The sequence below is a fragment of the Acidobacteriota bacterium genome, from assembly GCA_016208495.1.
Classification (GTDB): Bacteria; Acidobacteriota; Blastocatellia; order Chloracidobacteriales; family Chloracidobacteriaceae; genus JACQXX01.
In genome coordinates, this window is the sequence record JACQXX010000017.1 from 71766 (window position 1) to 94480 (window position 22715).

At 49.9% G+C, this 22715-nt stretch carries 19 protein-coding genes; 8 read left to right on the forward strand and 11 right to left on the reverse strand.

Annotation, left to right across the window (positions count from 1 at the left end; translation table 11 throughout):
• Positions 1-222 precede the first annotated feature (222 nt).
• Together HY774_02990 and HY774_02995 are read right to left on the reverse strand one after the other, a co-directional pair.
• Positions 223-2760: an FtsX-like permease family protein gene (locus HY774_02990; GenBank protein ID MBI4747421.1), complete on the reverse strand. Its 2538-nt coding sequence runs from the start codon at positions 2758-2760 to the stop codon at positions 223-225.
• A 53-nt stretch (positions 2761-2813) separates the two neighbouring features.
• The gene (locus HY774_02995) at positions 2814-3533 is read right to left on the reverse strand and encodes an ABC transporter ATP-binding protein (GenBank protein ID MBI4747422.1); all 720 of its coding nucleotides are present in this window, start codon (positions 3531-3533) and stop codon (positions 2814-2816) included.
• A gap of 235 nt (positions 3534-3768) precedes the next feature.
• On the opposite strand from HY774_02995, the gene HY774_03000 reads away from it, so the two are divergent.
• The 5 genes from HY774_03000 (at position 3769) to HY774_03020 (ending at position 6687) form a co-directional block, all read left to right on the forward strand.
• Positions 3769-4359, forward strand: a complete 591-nt coding sequence (locus HY774_03000; GenBank protein MBI4747423.1) for an arylesterase — start codon at positions 3769-3771, stop codon at positions 4357-4359.
• Between the two features lie 38 nt (positions 4360-4397).
• A complete protein-coding gene (locus HY774_03005; GenBank protein ID MBI4747424.1) occupies positions 4398-4622 on the forward strand; it encodes a DUF433 domain-containing protein in 225 nt (74 codons plus the stop codon).
• Positions 4619-4963, forward strand: coding sequence for a DUF5615 family PIN-like protein (locus HY774_03010; protein ID MBI4747425.1), 345 nt, complete (start codon positions 4619-4621; stop codon positions 4961-4963). Before HY774_03005 ends, HY774_03010 begins: the two co-directional genes overlap by 4 nt.
• Positions 4964-5506: 543 nt before the next feature.
• Positions 5507-6229 carry a hypothetical protein gene (locus HY774_03015; GenBank protein MBI4747426.1) on the forward strand — a complete coding sequence of 241 codons (723 nt, stop codon included), beginning with the start codon at positions 5507-5509 and terminating at the stop codon, positions 6227-6229.
• Positions 6230-6246: 17 nt separating this feature from the next.
• Positions 6247-6687: a hypothetical protein gene (locus HY774_03020; protein ID MBI4747427.1), complete on the forward strand. Its 441-nt coding sequence runs from the start codon at positions 6247-6249 to the stop codon at positions 6685-6687.
• Positions 6688-7358: 671 nt separating this feature from the next.
• Here the strand turns inward: HY774_03020 and HY774_03025 are convergent.
• From HY774_03025 to HY774_03050, 6 genes are all read right to left on the reverse strand, one after another.
• The gene (locus tag HY774_03025; GenBank protein ID MBI4747428.1) at positions 7359-7934 is read right to left on the reverse strand and encodes a hypothetical protein; all 576 of its coding nucleotides are present in this window, start codon (positions 7932-7934) and stop codon (positions 7359-7361) included.
• A gap of 188 nt (positions 7935-8122) precedes the next feature.
• The gene (locus HY774_03030; GenBank protein ID MBI4747429.1) at positions 8123-9025 is read right to left on the reverse strand and encodes a glycoside hydrolase family 104 protein; all 903 of its coding nucleotides are present in this window, start codon (positions 9023-9025) and stop codon (positions 8123-8125) included.
• A gap of 273 nt (positions 9026-9298) precedes the next feature.
• Positions 9299-10882 (reverse strand): hypothetical protein, encoded by a 1584-nt coding sequence (locus tag HY774_03035; protein ID MBI4747430.1) that lies wholly within the window; start codon positions 10880-10882, stop codon positions 9299-9301.
• A gap of 152 nt (positions 10883-11034) precedes the next feature.
• Entirely contained in the window at positions 11035-11970 is a 936-nt protein-coding gene (locus tag HY774_03040; GenBank protein MBI4747431.1) for an ABC transporter ATP-binding protein, read from the reverse strand.
• A 547-nt stretch (positions 11971-12517) separates the two neighbouring features.
• Entirely contained in the window at positions 12518-13909 is a 1392-nt protein-coding gene (locus HY774_03045) for a hypothetical protein (GenBank protein ID MBI4747432.1), read from the reverse strand.
• Between the two features lie 104 nt (positions 13910-14013).
• Positions 14014-15714 carry a SagB/ThcOx family dehydrogenase gene (locus HY774_03050; protein MBI4747433.1) on the reverse strand — a complete coding sequence of 567 codons (1701 nt, stop codon included), beginning with the start codon at positions 15712-15714 and terminating at the stop codon, positions 14014-14016.
• An 84-nt stretch (positions 15715-15798) separates the two neighbouring features.
• Between HY774_03050 and HY774_03055 the strand changes: the two genes are divergently transcribed.
• Positions 15799-15945, forward strand: coding sequence for a hypothetical protein (locus HY774_03055; GenBank protein MBI4747434.1), 147 nt, complete (start codon positions 15799-15801; stop codon positions 15943-15945).
• Between the two features lie 31 nt (positions 15946-15976).
• On the opposite strand, the gene HY774_03060 is transcribed toward HY774_03055, so the two are convergent.
• Genes HY774_03060 through HY774_03070 form a run of 3 tightly spaced genes read right to left on the reverse strand, consistent with a single transcriptional unit; the run spans position 15977 to position 19835 of the window.
• Positions 15977-18109: a xanthine dehydrogenase family protein molybdopterin-binding subunit gene (locus tag HY774_03060; protein ID MBI4747435.1), complete on the reverse strand. Its 2133-nt coding sequence runs from the start codon at positions 18107-18109 to the stop codon at positions 15977-15979.
• A complete protein-coding gene (locus tag HY774_03065) occupies positions 18106-19101 on the reverse strand; it encodes a xanthine dehydrogenase family protein subunit M (GenBank protein MBI4747436.1) in 996 nt (331 codons plus the stop codon). Before HY774_03065 ends, HY774_03060 begins: the two co-directional genes overlap by 4 nt.
• A complete protein-coding gene (locus tag HY774_03070) occupies positions 19098-19835 on the reverse strand; it encodes a 2Fe-2S iron-sulfur cluster binding domain-containing protein (protein ID MBI4747437.1) in 738 nt (245 codons plus the stop codon). The genes HY774_03065 and HY774_03070 overlap by 4 nt, the downstream gene beginning before the upstream one ends.
• Positions 19836-20202: 367 nt before the next feature.
• Between HY774_03070 and HY774_03075 the strand changes: the two genes are divergently transcribed.
• Positions 20203-21093, forward strand: a complete 891-nt coding sequence (locus HY774_03075; GenBank protein MBI4747438.1) for a ferritin-like domain-containing protein — start codon at positions 20203-20205, stop codon at positions 21091-21093.
• A 433-nt stretch (positions 21094-21526) separates the two neighbouring features.
• Positions 21527-22705, forward strand: a complete 1179-nt coding sequence (locus tag HY774_03080; protein MBI4747439.1) for a beta-propeller fold lactonase family protein — start codon at positions 21527-21529, stop codon at positions 22703-22705.
• Positions 22706-22715: the final 10 nt, after the last annotated feature.

The window sequence follows — 22715 nt, forward strand, 5'->3', positions numbered from 1 at the left end:
GATTGGGGGCTGGTTTGGCAAATGATAAAAAGGACGAAAAGGACCAAAATTCGAAGACCCGGAACCCAGATAAGTGACAAGGTGACCAACTGACAAGGTGACAAGGTGACAAGGTGACCAACTGATACCATTTTGGAATGAACCCACCGTATTACGGCAAGGTTAAACTATTGAAAAAACTGTATTTCCCTGACCCCTGACCCCTGACCCCTGACCCCGGTTCTATTCTCCCCTCAACACACCCAATGGTTTTTTCACCATGATGTCGAGGGTTGAAACGACTCCGACAAAAACCACCAGCAACATGGTCACTCCCACACCAGCGATATTGATCGAAGGATAAAAGTGCCAGTCAATTTTTAAGATTTTGGTTGAAACTGCCCAGGCTAACCCAAGAGCGGCGCTTGAACCGATAGTTCCAGCCAGCAGCCCAAGCAGGCCATATTCAACCAGGGTGATCAAAATGATGGCGTTGCGTTTGGCGCCCAGGGTTTTCAAAATCGCAGTTTCATAGATCCGATGATATTTGGTCATGGCGATTGACCCGACCAGAATCAGCACGCCGCACAAGAAAACAAAGCCGCCAATAAAGGAAACCGCCAGGGTAAACCCACTTAAAATAGATTTGGTGCGGTTGATGATGTCGAGGGCATCAATGACGGTGATATTGGGAAATTGCTTGATGATTGAGGTTTGAAACTGGCTGCGGGCTCGTTGATCAGTCGGGCCTTTGATTCCGGCCAGGAAAGTATGCGGAGCTTCATCCAGAACGCCTGGGCGAAACAAAATCACAAAGCCGGTGCGCGAGTTTCGCCAGTCTACTTTTCTCAGGCTGGTAACTTTGGCCGTGATCCGACGTCCCAGAATATCAACCGTCAGGGTGCTGCCGACTTTGAGCCCGGTGTTTTGATAGAGCATTTCTTCGATTGAAACTTCCGGCTCGGTGCTTGGGGTCGCATCCCAAAATTTTCCCTCCACAATTTGTTCATTCGGGCCGAGTTTGTTGCTGTAGGTCACCGTGTATTCACGTCCGAGGCGATTGCGTTCCGAGGCATTTTCAACGGTTTCAAGTTCAATCGGCTTCCCGTCAAACGCAATCAGTCGGGCACGTAGCGATGGAACCAGTTCGATATCCGTTCCAATCACTGGCCGAACCAGCTCCACCAGTCCGACGCGCTGATCCTGTTGAATATCAATCAAAAACATGTCGGAGGCATTTTGCAGCAGCGAGAAATTGAATTCTTTGAGGAGGTTGGTCTGGATCAAATTGACCGCAATGATGAAAAACACGCCCAGACCCGTTGTGAGCAAGATGAGCCGGGTCTGATTTCCGGGCCGATACAGATTGGTAATTCCTTGTCGAACAACAAACCGGGGAATCGTGCGAATTTTCCGTAGCCCACTCACCAGCAGCAGGCTCACGCCAAATAACAGCAAGGCGGTTACGGCCAGACCGCCCAGAAACGCCGCTCCAATTTTGATGGACCCAGCCTGCCAGCTTGCAATGCCCAGCAGACCCGAGACCACCACCGTCACGGCTGTCATCTGAACGAGGTCAAACCGTTTTTTTCGATCTCCGCTTTCACCCCTGAGCAGCAGGTTGGGTTTGACTGACCGGATATCAAGCAATGGAACGAGTGAAAACAGAAGGGCAATCAAAACTCCAATTCCCAAACCCTGTCCAATCGCCGAAGCGGTCAAATGAAAATCAACCTGAATCGGAAAATCAGTGAGAAAATACCGTGGCGTTGCCCAAACGGCCAGATATGCCACGCCAATCCCCAGCGCACTTCCCGCCAGTGCCAGCAGCAGCACCTGGGTGAGGTAGGTGCCGATGATTTGACGACTGGTGCTCCCCAGGCATTTCAAAATGGCAATTGATTTAAAGCGTTGGGTGATGTAGACGCGAATCACGCTCGAAACCCCAATTCCTCCCAAAATGACCACAATCAGACCCGCCAGACTGAGGAAGTCTTCCGCTTGATTAAACTGGGTTGTAATTCGATTTTGTGAATTTCGGTAGGAATTGACGCTGACGAGCTGGCCTTTGAGTGATTCTTTCAAGCTGTTAAAAAGCGTCTCGACTTGAGATTCCGGAACTTTCAACAGCAGGCGATAGCGCGCCCGGGTGCCAAAAACGATCAAACCGCTTTGTTTGAGTGTTTCCAGACTCATAAACACGCGTGGCCCGAAACTGAGTGCGCTCAGGGTTGAAGCCGGGTCAGACTGAATCACACCCTGAATCCGGCAATTGAGCGTTCCGATTTTGATTTCGTCGCCAGCTTTGACATTGAGTTGAGTGAGGAGCGCTGGCTGAACGACAATCCCGTTGTTGGCCAGTCGGTCAGGCGACAAGACACCTCCATCTTCTAGTTGAATCGTTCCATAAAATGGATATCCCGGTGGTACGCCCCGCAACTCAATCCGTGAACTTGTCCCCGTTTCATCACTGGTCGCCCGGCTCATCGTTGGCGTTTCAATGACTTCAAGTTGCTGGATTTGTTTGGGTTGTGGCGAAGCAGCCAGCGTGGACTGAATTTTTTGCAGCACTTCTGGCGTCCATTCCCGACTGGAGGAAACCTCAATGTCACCTGCCATCAATGATTGGGCTTCGCCAGTGACACTTGAACGCACACTTTGAATCAGTGACCGCAGGGTGACAATCGCGCCAACTCCAATCGCAATGCACACAAAGAATAAAACCAGCCGTTTCCAGGAAGCTTTCAGTTCCCGGAGTGCCATTTTCAGAACAAAATTCATAAGGATGTATATCAGTTTGTAGTCAGTAGTCAGTAGTCAGTCGTTCGTTAAGTTTATTTGGTTGAATCACTTGATTGTTCTTTAATCGGGGGACTCCATTGCAAATTGGTAGTATCTTCGATGACCCGGCCATCGCGGAGAGAGATTTTCCGATGGGCCAGGTCAGCCAGTTCGTGATTATGAGTGACCAGGACCAGCGTGGTGCCGCCTTCGCGGTTGAATCGGAGCAGCAATTCAATGATGTGTTCGCCGTTCTGGTTATCGAGATTCCCCGTTGGTTCATCGGCCAGAAGGATCGGCGGATTGTTGGAAAAGGCGCGGGCGATGGCGATGCGTTGTTGTTCACCACCGGAAAGTTGAGATGGGTAATGATGACCGCGATTTTCCAGCCCAACTTCGGCGAGTAATGCTTTGGCTCGCGCACTGGCCTGCTTGACTCCGGCAATTTCCATCGGCACCTGAATATTTTCGAGAGCTGTGAGCGATGGAATCAGGTGAAATGATTGAAAAACGAAGCCGATTTTTTCACCGCGCAACGCTGCAAGCTGGTCTTCGCCCAGGCGGGAAATGTTGGTTCCGTCCAGCAAAATATCCCCGGACGAAGGCGTATCCAATCCGGCGACGAGTCCAAGCAGGGTTGATTTCCCGCTTCCAGACGGGCCGACAATCGCAATAAACTGGCTTTGGGGGATTTCCAAATCGAGCGGATGCAGGATAGTGAGGGGTTGATTTCCGCTGGTGACTGTTTTCGAGACGTTCAAAAGCTGTATCATTGGGTCAAGTCAATCAAAAATCAAAATTGAAATGGGTGTGAATATGAAGCCATTGGGTTCAGGGTTCAGGGTTCAGGGTTCAGGGTTCAACGCCTTGCAGAGATTTCAACGCGTTAGCCTCATTCCTTGTGTGAGATTGGTATTTCTTTTTCTGGTTTGCGCTGCCACAGGATGCAGCACAAGCCCACCGGTTGTGAAGGAAAACTCGCCGGCGACCAGTCCAAAACCTGCGGAAATGACCTTGCCCGGACCCGTTGGAAAGACAGTGGACCGTTCCAGTTTTCCAAAAATCGTGGCGCTTGGCGATAGCCTGACCGCCGGATATGGGTTGGAACGCTATCAGGCGTACCCGGCGTTGCTGCAAAAGAAGGTGGATGAAGCGGGCTTACAGTTTGAAGTTATCAATGCTGGTGTTTCGGGTGATACTTCGGCTGGAGGCGTCCGCCGCCTTGACTGGGCGTTGGAAGGCAATGTGAAATTTGTGATTCTTGAACTGGGCGGCAACGATGGTTTGCGCGGTCTGCCACCAAAAGAACTCAAATCAAATTTATCGAAAATCATCGAGAAATCTCGCCAAAAGGGTGCGACTGTTATTTTGACCGGGATGGAGTCGCCGCCCAATTTTGGACCCGATTATGTGAAAGAATTTCGAGCCGTGTATGGTGAACTGGCCAAAGAATACAACCTTCCATTCGTGCCATTTTTCCTGGATGGCGTCGCAGGTCGGGCTGAACTCAATCAACCGGACGGCATCCATCCTAACCCGGAAGGCACCCGGCAGGTGACTGAAAACGTGTGGAAGGTGATAGAACCTTTGGTAAAGTGAGTGGAATTGAGCTTTTACAGAGTACAAAGGAGAAGGCAATGAATCAGAATGCTATTCAGTCAGATCCTTCAATTATGATGGGAAAACCGGTCATCAAGGGAACTCGAATTACTGTCCAGTCAATTCTCGAGCGGTTTGCGGCTGGGGAAACCGAATCACAAATTCTGGAAGCCTTTCCTCGATTGACTCAAGACGGTATCAGATCGGCTTTGGCGTATGCGGCTGAAAAGATGAGCGAACCAACCACGGAGCAAGCCGCATGAAGTTTGTGGGGGATGAAAGCGTTGAATCGCAAATTATTGAACGTCTCCGTTTTGATGGGCATGAAGTCTGGTATGTGGCGGAGATGAATCCAGGCATTTCTGATGATGAAGTTCTTCAAACCGCCAATACCTTTGGTTGTATACTCATCACTGGTGATAAAGATTTTGGCGAGTTAGTTTTTCGGGAGAAGAAAGTTCACCAGGGTGTTTTGTTGTTGAGGTTAACCGGGATTACAAATCAATCGAAAGCAGAAATTGTTTCAGCCGTTATCATCTCCAACCAGGACCAGTTAGCGGGTGCTTTTTCTGTGATTACTCCAGGCGGATTGAGGCACCGATAAAACCCCATGGACCAACCGACGTTTCAGATTGCCCGAACCACCCATGCGCGACGATGCGAAATCTGCCACCAGAGCGATTGTTTTGACCGGGTGCAGGAAGTTTGTTCGCGGTGTAGCGGTACAGCAGAAAAAGCTGTCATTCATTTACAAGATCAAGCTGGGGTAACTCCTCGCATTCTGTGGCAAGAACTGGTTTCTATTCGACCAACAAATGCGGTTAACGGTTTTATTTGCGGGGTCAAATTTGCCGTTTGGTGTACCTTTTGGATTGCCCCGACCTTTTTAGTCATGGTAAGTCATAAAACATCTGAGTGTTTTTTTGGCTTGCGCCATTACCAACCAAATCCAGTAAGAGGGTCTACCGCTCTCCTGAGCTTTATTTTTATTGGATTGATTTTTACTGTTTCAAGCGGTTTGGCAGGATTATTTTGGGGGTGGATTTTTTCAATTTGGGAAAAATATGACAAAGAATGGGAAGCATTCTGTGGGAAGAAAAAACAAGCAAGACACCAGAAGAGAAATCTCTCCCCAGTCTCACCCGCTATGTCCTGTGACCTTGAACGACTCTATGGCGAGGTTGTCACCCAGCTTCCAACGGTAACCGATGGGAGCGAGGAATTTGTTGTCTCGTGGGAAACTCTGGCTGCTCCACCAGAGAAACTCGCAACCGACCAGATCATTGTGGTGAAGACAGAGCATCACTATGGTTCATTTCGCAATGATTTGCTCTATTTCAAAGCGCACAAGGGTACTTTTCGGCAGCTTGGAATTTTAATTCTGGCGACGATTTTCCAGCCCAGACCAATGACCGTTCGGTTAGAGTTTTTGCATCCAGTCAGTCAGATTCGTGAGTTTCGGATTGAAAATAATTTCCGTGAGCTGAAAAGACTCACTGGTGGTTTTCACACTCAGCCAAAAGCCTTTGCATACTGGCCAGAACGGCCAACAGGGAAAGCCAGGTATTTGCAGAGTTTTTGCCATCACTGTAACTGGAATTTGCCGGACTTTGCTCTGACCAACCAGAAACAACGTCTATTGACTGAGTCAGACTGGCAAAACCGGGATGTGGTTTTGGGCTGTGGCACCGACGAAGGAAGCGCCAATTTTGCCGAATTACTGCTCAACTTTGGCTTGCCTGACAACGAGCAGACCGAACTTGTCCTTGAAGGAACCGGCGGAAATCGGCGGGTTGCTGAAACCAGCGCCGAAGTAACCTTGATTCTTCCTGGTCACACCTTTTGGATTGATGAAGAGTGGCGGCGATAAGCTCTGGAGGAAACCCCATGGACCAACCGACGTTTCAGATTGCCCGAACCACCCATGCGCGACGGTGCGAAATCTGCCACCAGAGCGATTGCTTTGACCCGGTGCAGGAAGTTTGTTCGCGCTGTAGCAGTGTAGTGGAAGACACTGTCGTTCATTCAGAAGGTCAAATAAGTAAAACTTCTCGATTTTCACTGCAAGGTTTTATTCTTCCCAAACCAACAACTGCTTTTCGAGGGTTTTTATATGGAGTTGGGTGTGCGTTCCTGCTATCTCCATTTGTAGCTTACCTGATGACATCAGGGCTCATTTACTGCCATCACAGGAATTATGAATTCAGTATTTTAGAGCTTTTATCGGCAAGTGTTATAGTTGGTTCACTCATGGCACTCCCTGGTGGCTTAGTTGGACTATTTTGGGGAGCGACCTTCGGAATTATGAAGGAATATGACGAAGAGTGAAAGTTATACGCTTTGGAGGAAACCCCATGGACCAACCGACGTTTCAGATTGCCCGAACCACCCATGCGCGACGATGCGAAATCTGCCACCAGAGCGATTGTTTTGACCCGGTGCAGGAAGTTTGTTCGCGGTGTAGCAGTACTTCGGTTGACCTGACCACCAACACGGAACACCAAACAGCCAAACCTTCGATTTTTATTGATCAGGGGTTTGTTTTCATTAAACCGACAACAACTTTTCGAGGATTTTTAACAGGAATCAAGGTTGGCTTACGCATATCCCCATTCTTTTTAGGTGTAGTCTTTTGGGGTTTTGTTTCTCTTTCACATGGTCATCATGCTGCTCCTCAACCAAGGCTACAATACTGGTTCGAGCTGGCAGTAAGTATGGCCCTGGTTATCATGTTTTTAACTTTCGTGGGCGGGATGGCCGGATTATTTTGGGGCTGGATTTTTTCGATTTGGGAAATCTCTGACGAAGCGTGGGAAGCGAAATTTGGGAAGAAAACAGAGGCACGGAGCCCTGGGAGAAATCGGTCTTTTTCTTAGCCCCAGTCTCCGTGCCTAATCTGAGTATACCAATTTGCAATGAAACCCTCGTGATTAGAAGACAGTCAAGTGATTCAACCAAGTAAACTTAGTGAACTACTGACTACTGACTACAAACTGGTATTAGTGCCGTTTGGCTCTTTTGAGCACGTATTTTTTTCCATTGAACACAAGACGGCTTTCATTGAATTCGCCCCCGCCTACGAAAACGAGCCTGATATTCTTGACTCCGTTGGTCTTTGTTTTGAGCACATCAAAACCGGCGCCCTGCGCGGCCATAATCACTTTGTATCCTTTTGGAGAGTTTAAGAGTGCCCAAAATACCCCATTGCTGGCACCAAAACTGCAATCACCGTTGTTGCTTTCAATGGCCAGGAGGTCAATCAATCCGTCATCATTGAGGTCAATTTCAGAACAAATCAATTCAAGCCTGATTAAATCTCTTAGGAGCTGGACGGTTACTCGTTCATTGTTATGAAAACAGTTGAGAAAGTCTTCCAAGGTTTCTTCGGTGGTAATCAGGGCTTTGATGGCTGAGTCAGGGATTGGAACCGGGTGAACCACACGTGGCTCTTCGCCCTCGTTTGCAAAGGATGTTTGAGGGGCGCCTCGAAAAGACCCACGATGTTTTGGATTATGTGGTTCCAGGATATGCAGGTATTTTTCAAAGGATTTGATGTACTGCGAAGGTTCAGACATATCCCAAATTGCTTCAAATTCAGGATCGTACTCTGGAAAATATTCTGGGATAGGAGTTTGTTCGGGTTGTATTTCTGCTAACCTTGGCTCCAGTTGTCCCTCTGGCAAAAGCACAGTTACGAAATGGAGTGCGCCAAAAAGCAAGCCCAAAAAGCACAATAAAATAAAGAGAGGACGCTTCATATTTTTTACCCGTCTAAATAGCTAAACCGGTTCAAGTTCTGTTTTAAAGCACCAATAAATTCGTCCATCGATTTTGGGTGCTGGTTGTAAGGGGATTCTGGAAAACTGGCCCAGGTGTGATTACCTCTTCGGACTGCAGTTGAATATTCTCCAAGGAGTAAAGGGCGGATCATTTTCTTTTCAATAAATTTGCCGACAACCGCAATATCTTGTGACCATGGGCCAAAATCGGTTAACCAATATGGCTTTCTCATTTCTTCCCAGGTCTCATGCAAAAATTGGTAGCGACCGGCTGCGGTACTGAGTTTTTCACCTTTTGCCCATTCAATGTATATTTCTGGATGCCGATCCAACGAAATTGGCACTTCTTTACTGTGTTGACCAATAAATTTCTGATATTTCGAGATCGGCGTTTTAATGACTTTTCCATTGACTAATTTGTGATAATTGTCGTTTGTTCCCTCAGCCCAGGCAGTAGTTTCCATCATCGCTCTTACTTCAGGGAGTTTCATCAAATCAACTGCGTTTTGTGGCGTCTGTGTCGTACATTGGATGTCCATGACCAGGGCTGAAAGCTTCTGAATTGTAGGTCCATTCTGCAGAACCACCGTTTGTTGCCGTTCGGCACCCTGAATGTTCTGATTTTTTTGGAATGCAGCAATCAATTGAACAAAATACCCGCCATCATTGATTCCATTTTCATCAATGGAGGTTTGGTATGGACGAAGCTCATATGGATTGTGCCTCAAAAGAAAATTGAACATCTTTTGCAGTTTACGAATGTCCGCCATCGCGTTAGCCAGATTGAGTTTTTGATTCGCAGGTTTGTTCATTCCAACGGATTGAAGGAATGGGACCTTAACCATTTTACCGTTGACGACTGATTTGACCGAATAGTATTTGGCCATAAAGACATTGCACCTTTTCGGAATTAATTTTGGACACTTCAGTACTCAATTCCTGTGCCAGTCGCTGAGTTGGAATTTGTTTTCTCTGTAAGTTGCTGAAAAAAAGAACTTTAACTGAAGGTTATTTCGTGGAGGTTTTGGCTTAATCCAGGTTGGATTTAATTGATCTTCTTGAAATTAAATTAAATGAAGCCAATCTGCGCTTGCTTCACAAAAGCAAAAAGGCGACTTTGCAGCCGCCTTTCCAGATAACCAGTGAATATTCAGAGCCAATCAGACTTGTTCTTTCCATTTTCTGCCAAAGAACGCCAGCACCAGCATTCCAAATGCGATTCCGGCATAAGTAGCCTGGACCGCTGGAGTTGCCACTCCATACCAGCCAGCAAAATCCAGGGCCGGCATTTTGCTTCCACTGTTAATCGCCAGATACCAGACAAAGAAAAAGAGACAGGTAAATGTTTTGGGGTTTTCGGTCAAAATCCCCAGGCAGGTCGTCGAAGCCGCCAGCCAGACAGATCCGATAGCGAGTGACATGGCTGCCGATGGCGCCGCAAACACCAGTTTCACCAGTGGAATGATGGTAAAACACAGCACCAGCAGGAGTGTTGAGGCAAATTTCACGGCGACAAACTGTTCCCGGATATGCGGAGTTGCCAGGAAAAGTCCCAACGTACCTGAGCGACGATCCCGCGTTGATACATCGGCAATCAGTAAAATCACCACGGCACACAGCAACGGCAAGACTCCGGCCTGGAGTTTGCCCACCGGGCTGACCAGCGCTGCCACCCCGAGGCCGACCATCAACAACAGGCTCATCGGGTTTAATCGCAATGTCAAAAAGAATTCGGTCAAAATGGAATTCCCCAGCGTCGGCCCATGTGTGATTGATTGAAGACGTTCCATCAGACCAACCATCCGACCGGTCAACGGTTTGACCAGTTCATTGATTTTGGCAAGCCACGAGTTTTTTGATTTCTGAGTTGAGGCTTTGAGCTTCGCCGGGTTAAACCGATGAAAAACCAATAACACAATCCCAAGCAACACAAGCGGAAGCAAGGTTGAACTCAGCCAGGGCAGCACAAACCCAGCCTGAAACGAAAACCCTGGAAAAACCACCGTCGCCAGATTTGGATCAAACTCAGCCGCCCCAATCGAAACCGACTCGGTTTGAAAGACAAACTGGAGTTGTCGAATCACCATCGTCATGCTGTAGACATCAAAATAAGCCGTGAAATGGGGTTTTCCAGTTTTGTCTGAAGTCGCCATCCCAATCGCCGGAACGGTAATCGTCACCAGCCACACCAGGAAATAGACGCCGCTGCCAAGTTTTCCAGACAAAAGGGGAATTGATTCAAATGTAATGGCCAGCACCGACACAAACACCACCATCGGCAGCAGAATGAACGCATAATGAGTCACAAAAACCAGTGGTTCCAGTGGGGCTTCACCCCGAATCAATTGCATCACCATCGAACTGGCCGCAAATCCGGAAATGATCGTTCCCAGAAAAGCACAATTGCCCAGGAATTTCCCAATCAGATATTCCCAGTTATGAACGGCGGTCGAGGCAATCACAAACCCGGTTCGGGTCTGGATATCACGACCAATCGTGTTGCTGGTGAGATAGAACCCAAAGAATCCAAGCAAAAATGCGCCGAGCATCCCCGTTCCAACCGCCAGAAACGCTGAATTATAGAGTGCCCGGTGACCGTCAAACTGACCCAGAGCGTTGCCAGTTGCCGGGTCTGGAATAAACTGATAGGCCGCCACACACAGCACCAGAAACAAAAAAATAGTTGATGTCCGGCGAAGCCGAATGAGTAAATCAGTTGTAATAATTGTTCGAATTCGAGTCAAACTTTCAGTATTCATAAGATATGAGTCAGTAGTCAGTAGTCAGTAGTCAGTCGTTCGCTAAATTCATTTGACTGAATAACGTGCCTGTTTTTTTAATCCAGGTGATTCAGGAACCGCTTGTCTTCAGCCCGATGTCTTCAGCCCTACCGGGCTCAGACTCCGACGGTCAGCGGGCCGGAGTGATGTCTCAGCGCAATTTCGCGAACGCCCTGCTGGTATTCGGTTCGTCCAGGCTGGTAGAAGTTCATAAAGTACAAATAGGCGTCTTCCAGGTTAGCTTCGGCGGTGACTGCCTGGGGGACGGGGCGTTCTGGGGCGACGATGCGAACGTGGATTCCGTCTGATTTGCGAACGGCATTTGAGAATTTCAGGGTGGTTCGAACCTGATCAAATTGAGCGGACGGAAGTACCGCTTCCCAAACAAAGCCTTCCGCTGCCTGGAGGAGTTTTTCCGGGGTTGTACAAATCACCAGCGACCCCTGGCGGACAATCGCGATTTCAGTGGCGATAGATTCGATATCTGAAACAATATGCGTGGATAAAATGACGAGTTTGCCAAAACCGATTTCAGACAAAATATTGCGGAATCGAACGCGTTCTTCCGGGTCAAGCCCGGCGGTTGGTTCATCCACAATCACCAGATGCGGGTTGTTGATTAGCGCCTGGGCAATCCCAAGTCGCTGTTTCATCCCGCCTGAAAAAGTACTCACCGCACGATTTGACACTGAATGCAGGTTGACCATTTCCAGCATTTCCATCACCCGGTTCCGGTTGTGGATTCCTTTGAGCGAAGCAAAGTAATTGAGGAATTCATAGGCGGTCAGGTTGTCATACACCCCAAAATCCTGCGGCAAATAGCCCAATGTCCGTCGGAGTGGTTCGGGAGTCTTCGCAATATCCACATTTTGAAAGGAGATTGTGCCGCTGGTCGGTTTGGTAATTGTTGCAATCATTTGCATCAGCGTTGATTTACCGGCCCCATTTGGCCCCAGCAATCCAACCACGCCAGTGGTCAAATTGAGGGAAAAATCTTTAACTCCAAAATTTCCAGTCTTATAGCGTTTTGAAACGGATTGAATGCTCAGCATGGGGAAAATACACCTTCGTTCGAAAATGCAGTGATTTCAACACATCAAAATCACTGAATTTGGGCAAAAGAATTCCTTGAAAGGAAAAGCACTCCAGGTGGAGGGTTCCCCATCCGTCGGAATTTGAATTGATTGATTGGTTTCAGAATTGAATTTTGAGATGCTGCCCAGAACGAAGAAAAACCTGATTCAGGTTCAAAGAAATTTACAAATTCATGAAAAAAGTTGTACCCGGAGTATTGCTTTTGGCGAGTCCATCCCATTCAGGCCCGAGATGTTGCTGATGATAATACCAGTTTGTAGTCAGTAGATCGTAGTCAGTAGTTCACTAACTCCATTTGATAGAATAACTTGACTGTTTCATGACACGATGACTTCATTCCAAAACGGTATAAGTCCCTTACCGAAAATTTCCAGGTATTTTAACCACGAAAACCACGAAAACCACGAAAAAGATCAAACACTTACCAAACCCAATATCTCCGAAAAACTTATGACAAGGTACTCAGGAAACAGTTAAGTAATTCAATCAAATAAACTTAGTGAACTACTGACTACTGACTACTGACTGGTATAATCTGTTTTTCAAGTCCTTGAAAAATGAAAGGAACCGGCTGACGTGACCTGTTTGATACAGATAGGCTGCCAGCAAGCACCAAAACAGATTGATCAAGAAATGAACTGGCGTGACACATCGAAGCATTGAATTGATCCATCCAAAATAGGCCAGAAATCCAAGGGCCATCAACAGCGGCTGGGCGATTCCTAAAAATTTCTCATCTTTGAAGGCACTCCACCCAAGGGCAATCAACGTGAGGAGCAGTGTCAGGAAATTGATCGGATACCCAAATGTTTTTGAAAAGAACTGCAACCGATTGGTGAAATTGTGCAGAAAGAGTCCTGGATTTTCTTTCAAGCATTCGAGATACCGTCGGGTTAAAAAGGTATCGTCTTCAAACGAGCCATATTGATACCCGGCTTCTTCGACATAGTTGATTAACCATTCGTCACGGTATTCAATACCCCAGGGGTTAGGAAACTGACCAATCGGCTCATACAGGTTTTGTCCGAAGTGCATTCTGAGCGGGATGAAATGGCCAAAAACGGCTTTGTTGATCAGTCCATAGCCAAGCGGGAGCGAAAAGAGCATCACCAGCGTCAGCAAAAGACCTCTCAATTTTAATTTGTTGTGTTTGAACAAGATACAGAAATTGAAGGCGAACACGGCCATAAAGACGATCAGAAATTCACCCCGAATATGAGTCGAAAAACTCAACACCAGGCTCAAGGCGCTGACGCCCAGGATTTCTTTGAAGGACTTTAATTCGGCAAACTTCAGAATGAAAAACCAGGCACTGCAACTCAACACGGCAGCCGTATTGGCCAGAGAACTATCAATAATGCCTTCATTTAAGTACTCGTTTGTATTTGGTTTCAGAATGAGCAGCAACAGATAGACCAGCGTGAACACCAGCATGGATTGAGGGGCGGTTGGAGATAAGCCCACACCGTAAAATCCCAGCGGCACCAGGATCAACGCCCCGACCAGTGACCACTGCTGGAGGCGAATAAATAAGGCAAAATCAAAAATCAGGTCGGTGGAAAAGAGGCTCCGGAGTGCGGTGAGCCCTCCCAACATGGCTTCGTAACCAATCCCACGTTCCGGAAGAATTTTTCCTGGCGCTTGATTCCCCTGATCGTCATATCGGAATTTAACGGCAACTTTATCGCGTGGAATTTTGACCAGTGGTTCAATTCCTCCAGAAGCGGTTACCACGACCGGGTTGGGCGTGTACCGAATCCACCAGGGCCTGAAAGTAGCCAGGGCCGTGATACAGCTTCCATTGGGAACCCCAGCGCCCCAGGCGTTGGCTGAAAGCACGGTTTCTGGTGGGTGAAACCTGGTGAAGGCAATGGTGGCGACCGCAAGGATGAACAAACAAAGGCCAGAAACCAATTGAGAAACGTGCGATTTAAGGGGCATATTGCCGCAATTCATGGCAGATCTTTGTGAAATTTGGAGTGTAGAGGCTTAACGCGCTTTTACCGGTTGGGATAGGCAGGCAGCGTTGTCAGCCGGCCATCATCCGTCGGGCCACCAATCGTGAAATGGTAGAGCGATTGAAACTGCATTCCTTGCACCCCAACACCCAGCAGCGAATGGACCGGATCATCAAAGAAACAGCCGATTCCAGTGCCACGGACACCAGCGGCTTCGGCTTCGAGATAGAGCACCTGTCCAATCAGGCCAGTCTCCCAAAAGAGTCGCCGATACAGCCAGGCCCCGTGCCGGGCAATTGGCGACTCAAACTCGGCGATCATCCCAAGACTAAACGCGCTGTCTCCGGCAATGTCCTGGCCACAACTGATCCGGGCGGCAATTCGCTGATATTTATCGGCATCCAGCAGGTACAAGGGCAGCCAGTCAGGGCAGTTTTTTGGCTTTTCCCACAGGTGCCCGGCCAGCATTTTTTCCCGGAGCGTGGCTTCGTGGGCCGGATTGCGAACCAAAAAATACAGTCCGGGTTCAAGTCCTTCGACCCGATGCACAAACAGCACCAGATTGACAAAGACCGGGCCCCCAAACGTGTTCCACGGCAGTGATCCTGCCCAGGGCATGGTCCGCGCCAGTATTCGGAAAAACTGGTCAGCCGTGAGACCGGTCACTCCATCAAAAGAGACGGCGCTTCGGCGTTGTTTGAAGATCTCGTGAGCTGAAAGGTCAACCGTGGGTGGAACCAGGTGAAAATTGTCAGGTTTGGGCTGCAATTCAGTCGTGAATCCTGGGGTTTCCGGCTTCTGACAGGCGGCGGCCACTTCGTCAATGATGGGCCAGTCGGCGTGTTCTTTGCTCAACCGATTGGCTTTCCCAAACCACTGACCAGCCGCAATTTCAGAAATTGATGATAGCGGGAGCATTGCCGGAAGGTTTTGAGTACTGGTGGAAGGTACAATCGCCAGAATGGTTTCCGGGTGCTCAGGTTCGTCAGCGTGAAATTCCAGTTTGCGGTCCAATCCCAACAGCGCGGCGAGCGTTGCATCTCCCGGAGTTGAGAGGACAACAGCTTCCCAGCCAAGCGAGCGAGCCGCAAATGCAATAGTTCCAATTGCATGGCCCAGATCAATCTGGCAGTAGCGGAAGGCGCGTTCGCCATATTTCCACGCTTCGCGCCAGAAAATCGAGGTCAATCCGACAAAAAAGGTATTGTCTGGAAAGCCTCTGGACAATGATTTCCATTGATCATCCGAGAACCGGGTTCGGCATTCCAGACCGTGTTCGCGTGGAGCGTAGTGATACACACCTGGCTGGTCGCTGATCTCATTGAGAGCCGGCAGCACCGCGTAACTTTCCGTTGGGTGCAGGTTGCCGCTTGATGGATTGATGCGCAATGCCCAGCGATTCCCGCGATATTCTTTCCAGGCCGAAATCGCCAGCGAGCGCTCAAAAAACAGACCAAGGGTCGCGATGGTGAGTGGTGAAACGGGAATTGAGCCGGAGGTGTAAAGCATCTCGCCGGCAGGTGATTCGTCGGTGTCTGAGAGCGGAAGTTCGATGAATGGAGCGCCCGCATAGCGTCGAAATGGGTCCGGCTGGTTGTCCCAATCCATAAACCCAAGCGAGCGGGCATAGCGATGGAAATGGTGTTTGGTTTCGCGATGATAGATGGCTGCGATTTCTTTTGGATCAAGGTCGCGGGCAGATTTTCCATCCGGTAGTTTTGAGGGTGTGTTCCAGAGTCGCATAAGAACAGGGTTCGGGGTTCAGGGTTCGGGGTTTGAAAAACAGGGGTCAGGGGTCAGGGGCATAAGCGCCAGGATAAGGACAATTTGAACGATCCGCTTGTCTTTTATGTCGCCTTTGCAGGGCTTGGATCTCGACCTGACCGGGACCGGGGGCTGTCGCACCCCGGCTACCCGATGCCGTCCCTGCGGGACTCCGATCCTTATCCTGGCGCTTATGACCCTGAACCCTGAACCCTGAACCCCAAACCCCGAACCCTAAAACTCACCCAATCAATTTTTCCGGTGTAATCGGAAGCGTTCGCAACCGCTTGCCGGTGGCATGGTAGACGGCATTGGCCACGGCGGCGGAAACGCCGGTGATGCCGATTTCCCCAACCCCACGGGCGCCGGAAGGATTAAAGTTTAAGTCGGGTTCTCCGACAAACGTGACTTCAATGCGTGGAATGTCGGCATGGGCCGGGAAGTGATAGGTGGCCAGATCATAGACCACTGGATTTCCAAGGTTTGGATCAAAGACGCATTCTTCCATCAGCGCCTGACCGATGCCCATAATCACTGCACCCCGGACCTGACTCGCGGCGGCTTTGCTGTTGATGACCTGACCAATGTTCATCACCGCGTGCCAGCGGGTGACTCGCAAGCGGCCAATTTCCTCATCCACGGCCACTTCACAGAAATGTGCCCCCCACGATTGGAATGCCCATTTCCGCATTTCTGCACCTGGTGAAGAGGTTGCCGTCGCTTCAACGGCGCCACGGCCTGACTTTTTGAGTCCGTCAAAGGCTTCGGAGGCGGAACTGGCTTTGGCCTGTTTCAACACCGCCTGACAGGCAGCCGTTACGGCTGGCGCCAGGGTCGCCGTCATTTGGGAACCTCCAGCCAGCCCGCCATCTGGAAGTCGAGAATCACCCATCTGGACATGGATTTTCTCGACTGGAATCCCCAGCGCGTCAGCCGCGGTGATTGCCACGACCGTGTAAGCCCCGGTGCCCATATCGTTGCCCGCAGTCAAAACTTCAGCCGTGCCATTTGCCAGCAGCCGGACTTTGACCGTCGCGGGCATTCGAAGTCCAGGGAAGGTCGAGCCGGCAACACCCCAGCCAATCAGTTTTCCTTCTCTGGTCAGTGAACGAGGCACTTTGGGACGATCTTTCCAGCCAAAATGCTCGGCACCGACTTTGAGACAGTCAGCATAAAACTTTGAAGAAAAAGGCATTTTTCGCTGTTGATGCTCGGTCGTTTCGTTCTTGAGGCGCAATTCGATTGGATCCATTTTGAGTGCCCAGGCAAGTTCGTCCATCGCGGATTCCAGCGCAAACAGACCTGGATTTTCGCCCGGAGCCCGCATAAACGTCGGCGTTCCAATATTGAGAACGGCGATTTCCTGCTGGGTTCGCAGATTGGGTGCTTTGTACATCACCGGCGTGATGCCGGTGCAGGGTTCAGCAAATGTTTCAACCGGTGAAGTTGAGGTTTTCGCCAGATGTTCAATCGCGGTCAGGGTTCCATCAGCGGTGGCCGCCAGTCGAACGGTTTGTTCTGTTTCTGACCGATGTCCCGTGTTGGCGGTCATTTGCCGACGCGTGACCACCAGTTTCAACGGGCGATCAATGGCTCGCCCGGCGGCGGCACACAACACGGAATGCTGCCAGGGAAACGCCTTTGAACCAAACCCACCGCCGATGAAGGGCGTTACAATCCGCACTTTCTCAGGGGCAATTCCAAACAAATCGGCATAGGTTCGTTGCGTGCCATAGACCCACTGGGATGGTTCGTACACAGTCAAGGACCCGTCCGAATGCCAGTGGCTGATGATGGCGTGCGGCTCCATTGGGGAATGAAGTTCGGTGGCCGTGCCGTAGACCGCCTCCACTCTCGCAGCCGCATTGGCCGAACCAGCCGCGAAGGTCCCGGTTTCAAAGCTGCCTTTTTGAAACTTGAGTTCTTCGCCAAACATTGAGGATGCTTCTTTGTAACTGGTGTCCTTGCCCGATACCACGGGTTTCGCCATGTCATAGTCAACCTTGACCAGATGGGCCCCGTGACGGGCTCGTTCCAGCGTATCAGCCACGACAACTCCAATGATTTGACCGGCATAGTGGACTTTATCATCTGAGAGCGGCAACCGGGCTTCATAAATTCGTGAATTCATAAAGTCATTGGCCGGCATAAACATTTTGGGCGGATTGCGATGGGTAAACACCGCGATCACGCCAGGGGCTTTTTCAGCTTCTTTGGTGTCAATGTTTTTGATTCGACCTGCCGAAATGCTGGCGGTTACGAGATACCCATGAACCAGTCCAGGAATTTGATGCTCGGCAGCATATGTGGCCGTGCCGGTGACTTTGGCCAATCCATCGGTTCGGCTGACGGAAGTTCCGATCACTTTGGTCATGCGACACCTCCTCCTTTGGCCGAAATCGTCAATGCACGAACAATCGCCCGTTTGGCCAGAGTAACCTTAAATGTGTTGTGGGACAGTGGTTTCGCGCCCTTGAGCGCCAGTTCCGCTGCTTTCTGGAATGTGGCTGTATCTGCCGCTTTGCCCTGTAAAAAGGCTTCGGCCTCGGTTGTACGCCAGGGTTTATGGGCCACGCCGCCCAGGGCAAGCCGGGCGGTTTTGATTTTCTTCCCAGACATATCCAGCACGGCGGCGACCGAAATCAGAGCAAACGCATACGACGCCCGATCCCGCAGTTTGAGATAGACGCTGCTTTTGGCAAATGGCGAGGCTGGAATTGTCACCGCTGTGATGAGTTCGCCGGGTTCCAGATTAGTGTCCCGGTTGGGTGTATCACCTGGCAGCCGATGAAACTCACCGAACGCAATTTTTCGCGGTCCTTTTGGACCCTCGACTTCGACCACTGCATCCAGTGCCGCCAACGCCACGCACATATCTGACGGATGAACCGCGACACAGTGCTCGCTATTGCCAAAAATGGCATGGCCACGGTTGACTCCATTCGCCGCCGGACAGCCGCTACCTGGCATCCGTTTGTTGCAGGCAAAGGCGGTGTCATAATAGTAGGGGCAGCGCGTTCGCTGGAGTAAATTCCCGCCAACCGTCGCCAGGTTCCGGATTTGCTGTGACGCCCCTGACAAAATCGAACGCGCCAGCACCGGGTACTGAGCCCTGACCTCGGCGTGGTCGGCGACTTCGGTGTTGGTCACCAGAGCACCAATTCGCAATCCACCGTCAGCGGTCTTTTCAATCTTTTTCAGTTCAAGTCGTGAAATATCAATGAGTTGTGAAGGTTCATCCAGGAAAACCTTCATTCGGTCCACCAGATTGGTGCCACCAGCAATGATCATGGCTTTCGGGTCACCAGCCGAGCGGTCAATGGCATCTTTGACGGATGCCGCGCGAACATATCCAAAGTTGTTCATGCACCCTCCTTTGCGGTCGCACCCAGCACAAGCGCTGCGGCGGATGGTGGTGTATGACCGGCAGCCTGCTGGACGGCAGCCACGATGCCGTTATAGGCGCTGCACCGACACAGGTTTCCGCTCAGGCGTTCCTTGATTTCAGCTTCGGAAAGATTGCTCAACTGCGGCGGACTCGACAAATCGGGGGTAATCGCACTGGCACACCCACGTTTGATTTCATCGAGTAGCGCCACCGAAGCGCAAATCTGACCCGGTGTGCAATAGCCGCATTGAAATCCATCCTGGTGAATGAATGCCTCCTGGACAGGGTGCAGGACCTCACCTTTGGCCAGACCTTCGATGGTTACAATCTCTTTTCCTTCCTGCATCACCGCCAGACACAGGCAGGAATAGGCGCGCTGGCCGTCAATCAAGACCGTGCAGGCACCGCACTGACCGTGGTCACAGCCTTTTTTGCTGCCGGTTAGCTCAAGTCGTTCGCGAAGTGTGTCAAGCAGCGTGACACGTGGTTCAACGGAAAGTGTCTTTTTGGCACCGTTGATGTGCAAGGTAACCGAGATTTCACCTGCGGTTGATGGGGCAACGGGAACTGGCGATGGTGGAGCTTCCGCGCCAATCGCCGTCGCCGATTCAATCAGCGTTGGGGCAACAACCACGGATCCTGCCGCTGTCAGCGCCTGGCTGAGAAACTTGCGACGGGAAGCCTTGGGTACAGCTTTTTCCTGGTTTTCCATTCGTTTTCACTCCGGTCGGAAACCAATCTGCGTTTTTTTGGCCGCAGTTGGAGGTGTGAAGAGTTGAGGGGGAAAAAATTGATTTAAAAGAAGTTAGTTCTTGAAGTTTGGTACTAACGGGAAGACCAAACTTCAAGAGGTTTTTATGGCGAATGCCATCAGAGTAGGGAACCAAACCTGTCTTTGTCCAACCTGCTTTCCGACTCGTGGAGTGTTGGGGCTGGGAAAATTATGCCAATCCCGCTGGTCGAATGCCGGCGGAGGCATTTACAATCCATTTTCCCATTCATCCGCCCCCGTTGATTACCCCCCAGCACCCCTAAAAGACGGATCCACGTTCAGATTTTTCCTGGGAGGAATTGCACCCATGCCCGACACACAGCGCGATAGAGCCCTGAATCAGATTTTCAAGCGCGTCGTCAACGACCCTGATTTGCACTGTGCGACGCTCAATCTTTATTACTATTCAGAATTTCAAGGCGCGACCGCCATTGCTGACCTTTCCAAACGGCTTGAAAAAGACCTGCCGGCACTTTCAGAACACCTGGTTGGACATGCCGCCGATGAGTTTCGCCATGCCGAGATGATTGCCGGCATGATGGCCGATATGGGCGCGACGCCCACTGAACCAGCAGGTTTGCGCTATGTTGATGAATTTGAAGCATTGACGATGGGAATCACCGACGACTCAACGCCCGATGAAGTGGAAATCATCGTCGGGATCAACGTGACTGAAAAACGCGGCTTGAAAAGCTTTGCACTCCACGTGGCGGCGATGGGTGAAGACCACAAACATTATTCCGTCCTCAACCAGATCAAGAACGAAGAGGCTGGACACGTTCGGTGGGGAAATGACTACATTAAGGACTTTCAAAAGCGTGGGTTGGGAGAAAAGGTAAAGCAGGCACAGGTGAAATTCAACAAGATTGAAACCGCCGCCTATGAAACATCGCTCGACATTATGCCGCTGGCGCCGATTCGGCGGTTTGGGCGAATCCTCGATATTGCCCAGGAACTCCCGGTCGAACAACGCACCGGATATGTGATTGAACAATTTCTGCGGGCGGCGGACCCAATTCCACTGGCCAAAGCCCGCTGGGAATTTGTCTCCAATGTGGTTTCTTCACCCCGGATGCGCGACCAGATTTCCGATGATATCAGCCGACTGGTCACTGGCCAGCAACTCAAAGATGATTCGATTTTGGGACGTATCGGTACAGACGCCTGGAACGCCGTAAGATCAATGTTTCCAGCCTGATTCATCAAATTCTCTTTACCAAAAAAAGTTCAGGGTACGGCCTTCCGATGTGAGTTTGACCGGTAAGACCTGGGTCAGAAACGCTCACGTCTGAAAACGATGCTCTGAACTTTTACTTTTTTCAGCCTGGTGAAATCCAATCCAAAATTCTCTCCCGTAACAGCCCCCGACTCCAAACTTTTCTGAATTCCAGCACATTTTTACTCTTCGAGTTTTTCTGGTTCGCGCCAAAATCCAGCTTTACATAGCACATCAATTGTTTCTCGATAAAGAAACAATTAATTGTGTTTATGATAGTCTATTCTCTGATTTGAATATTGGAATAACCATATGAAAATCAATGGAATACCTGGGTTTTATCTTTATCCTTCAAATGGAGTTTAGGGAGAGTTTAATTCTATTTCGATTTTTGTCGTCAGGGGATTTCACTTCAATGAAAAAACTGTTCAGGTTCGGAATTTGTATTGTTATTTCAGTTCTTTCCATACTTTCCACTTTTTCGCAGTCAGCCTCAGCTCAAATTGACCCAGAAGCGGCGCTTCCAATCATCCACACCGTTTACACACTCAGTAATGCCACAAATAATTCAGTTTTGAGACTCTTACAACGTGAGGGAAAACCCTTTCGCCAGGTTGGATTTGCCACTGGTGGTTCTGGAACGGGAACCTTTCTGGATGCTCCGGCGCCGCTGGCATTGAGTCCCGATGGAAGGTTTCTGGTGGCGGTCAACCCAGGGAGCAACAATGTTTCGCTCTTTAGTGTCAACCAGAACAATGGAAATTTGACACTGACCGGCCAGCCAGCCGGGACCACTGGAGCCATTCCTGGAATTCAACCCATTGGCGTTGCCATTTCCTCGACCAACAAAGCCTATGTGCTCTTTGCCGGATTTCCTGGGCAAGGGGGTTCAATTACAGCTTTTTCAATTACATCCAACGGGTTGGTCGAATTGAGCAATGCGGCTCGAAGCCTTTCAACCAATGCCCAGCCATTTCAAATTGCGGTGTCTCCGAACAATGATCTGGTGGTGGTCACCGAACGCACAGCCAATGTGATTACAGCATATTCGCTCGATTCAACTGGACGTCCAGGGTTTGCGATTCCAAATCCAACGCCAGGAATTTCACCCTTGGGGATTACTTTCAACCGGTTGGGGTTTGTGTTCAGTGCAGACAGTGTACTCGGAAATGTGAACTCATATTTTACAAATCCTGCTTTTAGCAGCGTGACACCCGTCAGCCGCAACATCAAAGCCGCGGGCCAGGAAGGCACGGCACGGGTTGTGGCCACGTTTAATTCTCGTTTTGTCTATGCCAGCAATCCGTTGTCGCGCTCGATTTCCCGATTTGATGCAAACACTGGAACTGGGGCAATTACGGTTGGTCAGGCCGTGGCGGCTCAAACTGACCAGTGGCCGTTTGATTTGGGACTCAGCCCGCGTGATGGCAGTGGTGCCCAGTTTTTGTATTCGTTAAATCGGGCATCATTATTGACCACCGCACCTCAAACAATTCAATTATATCGAGTCAACCAGACCACTGGCGCCTTGACCTTTGTCACGACAATTTCAGGGATTCCGTTTACCTGTAACGGGTTAGCTGCCCGGCTGTGATGAATACCTG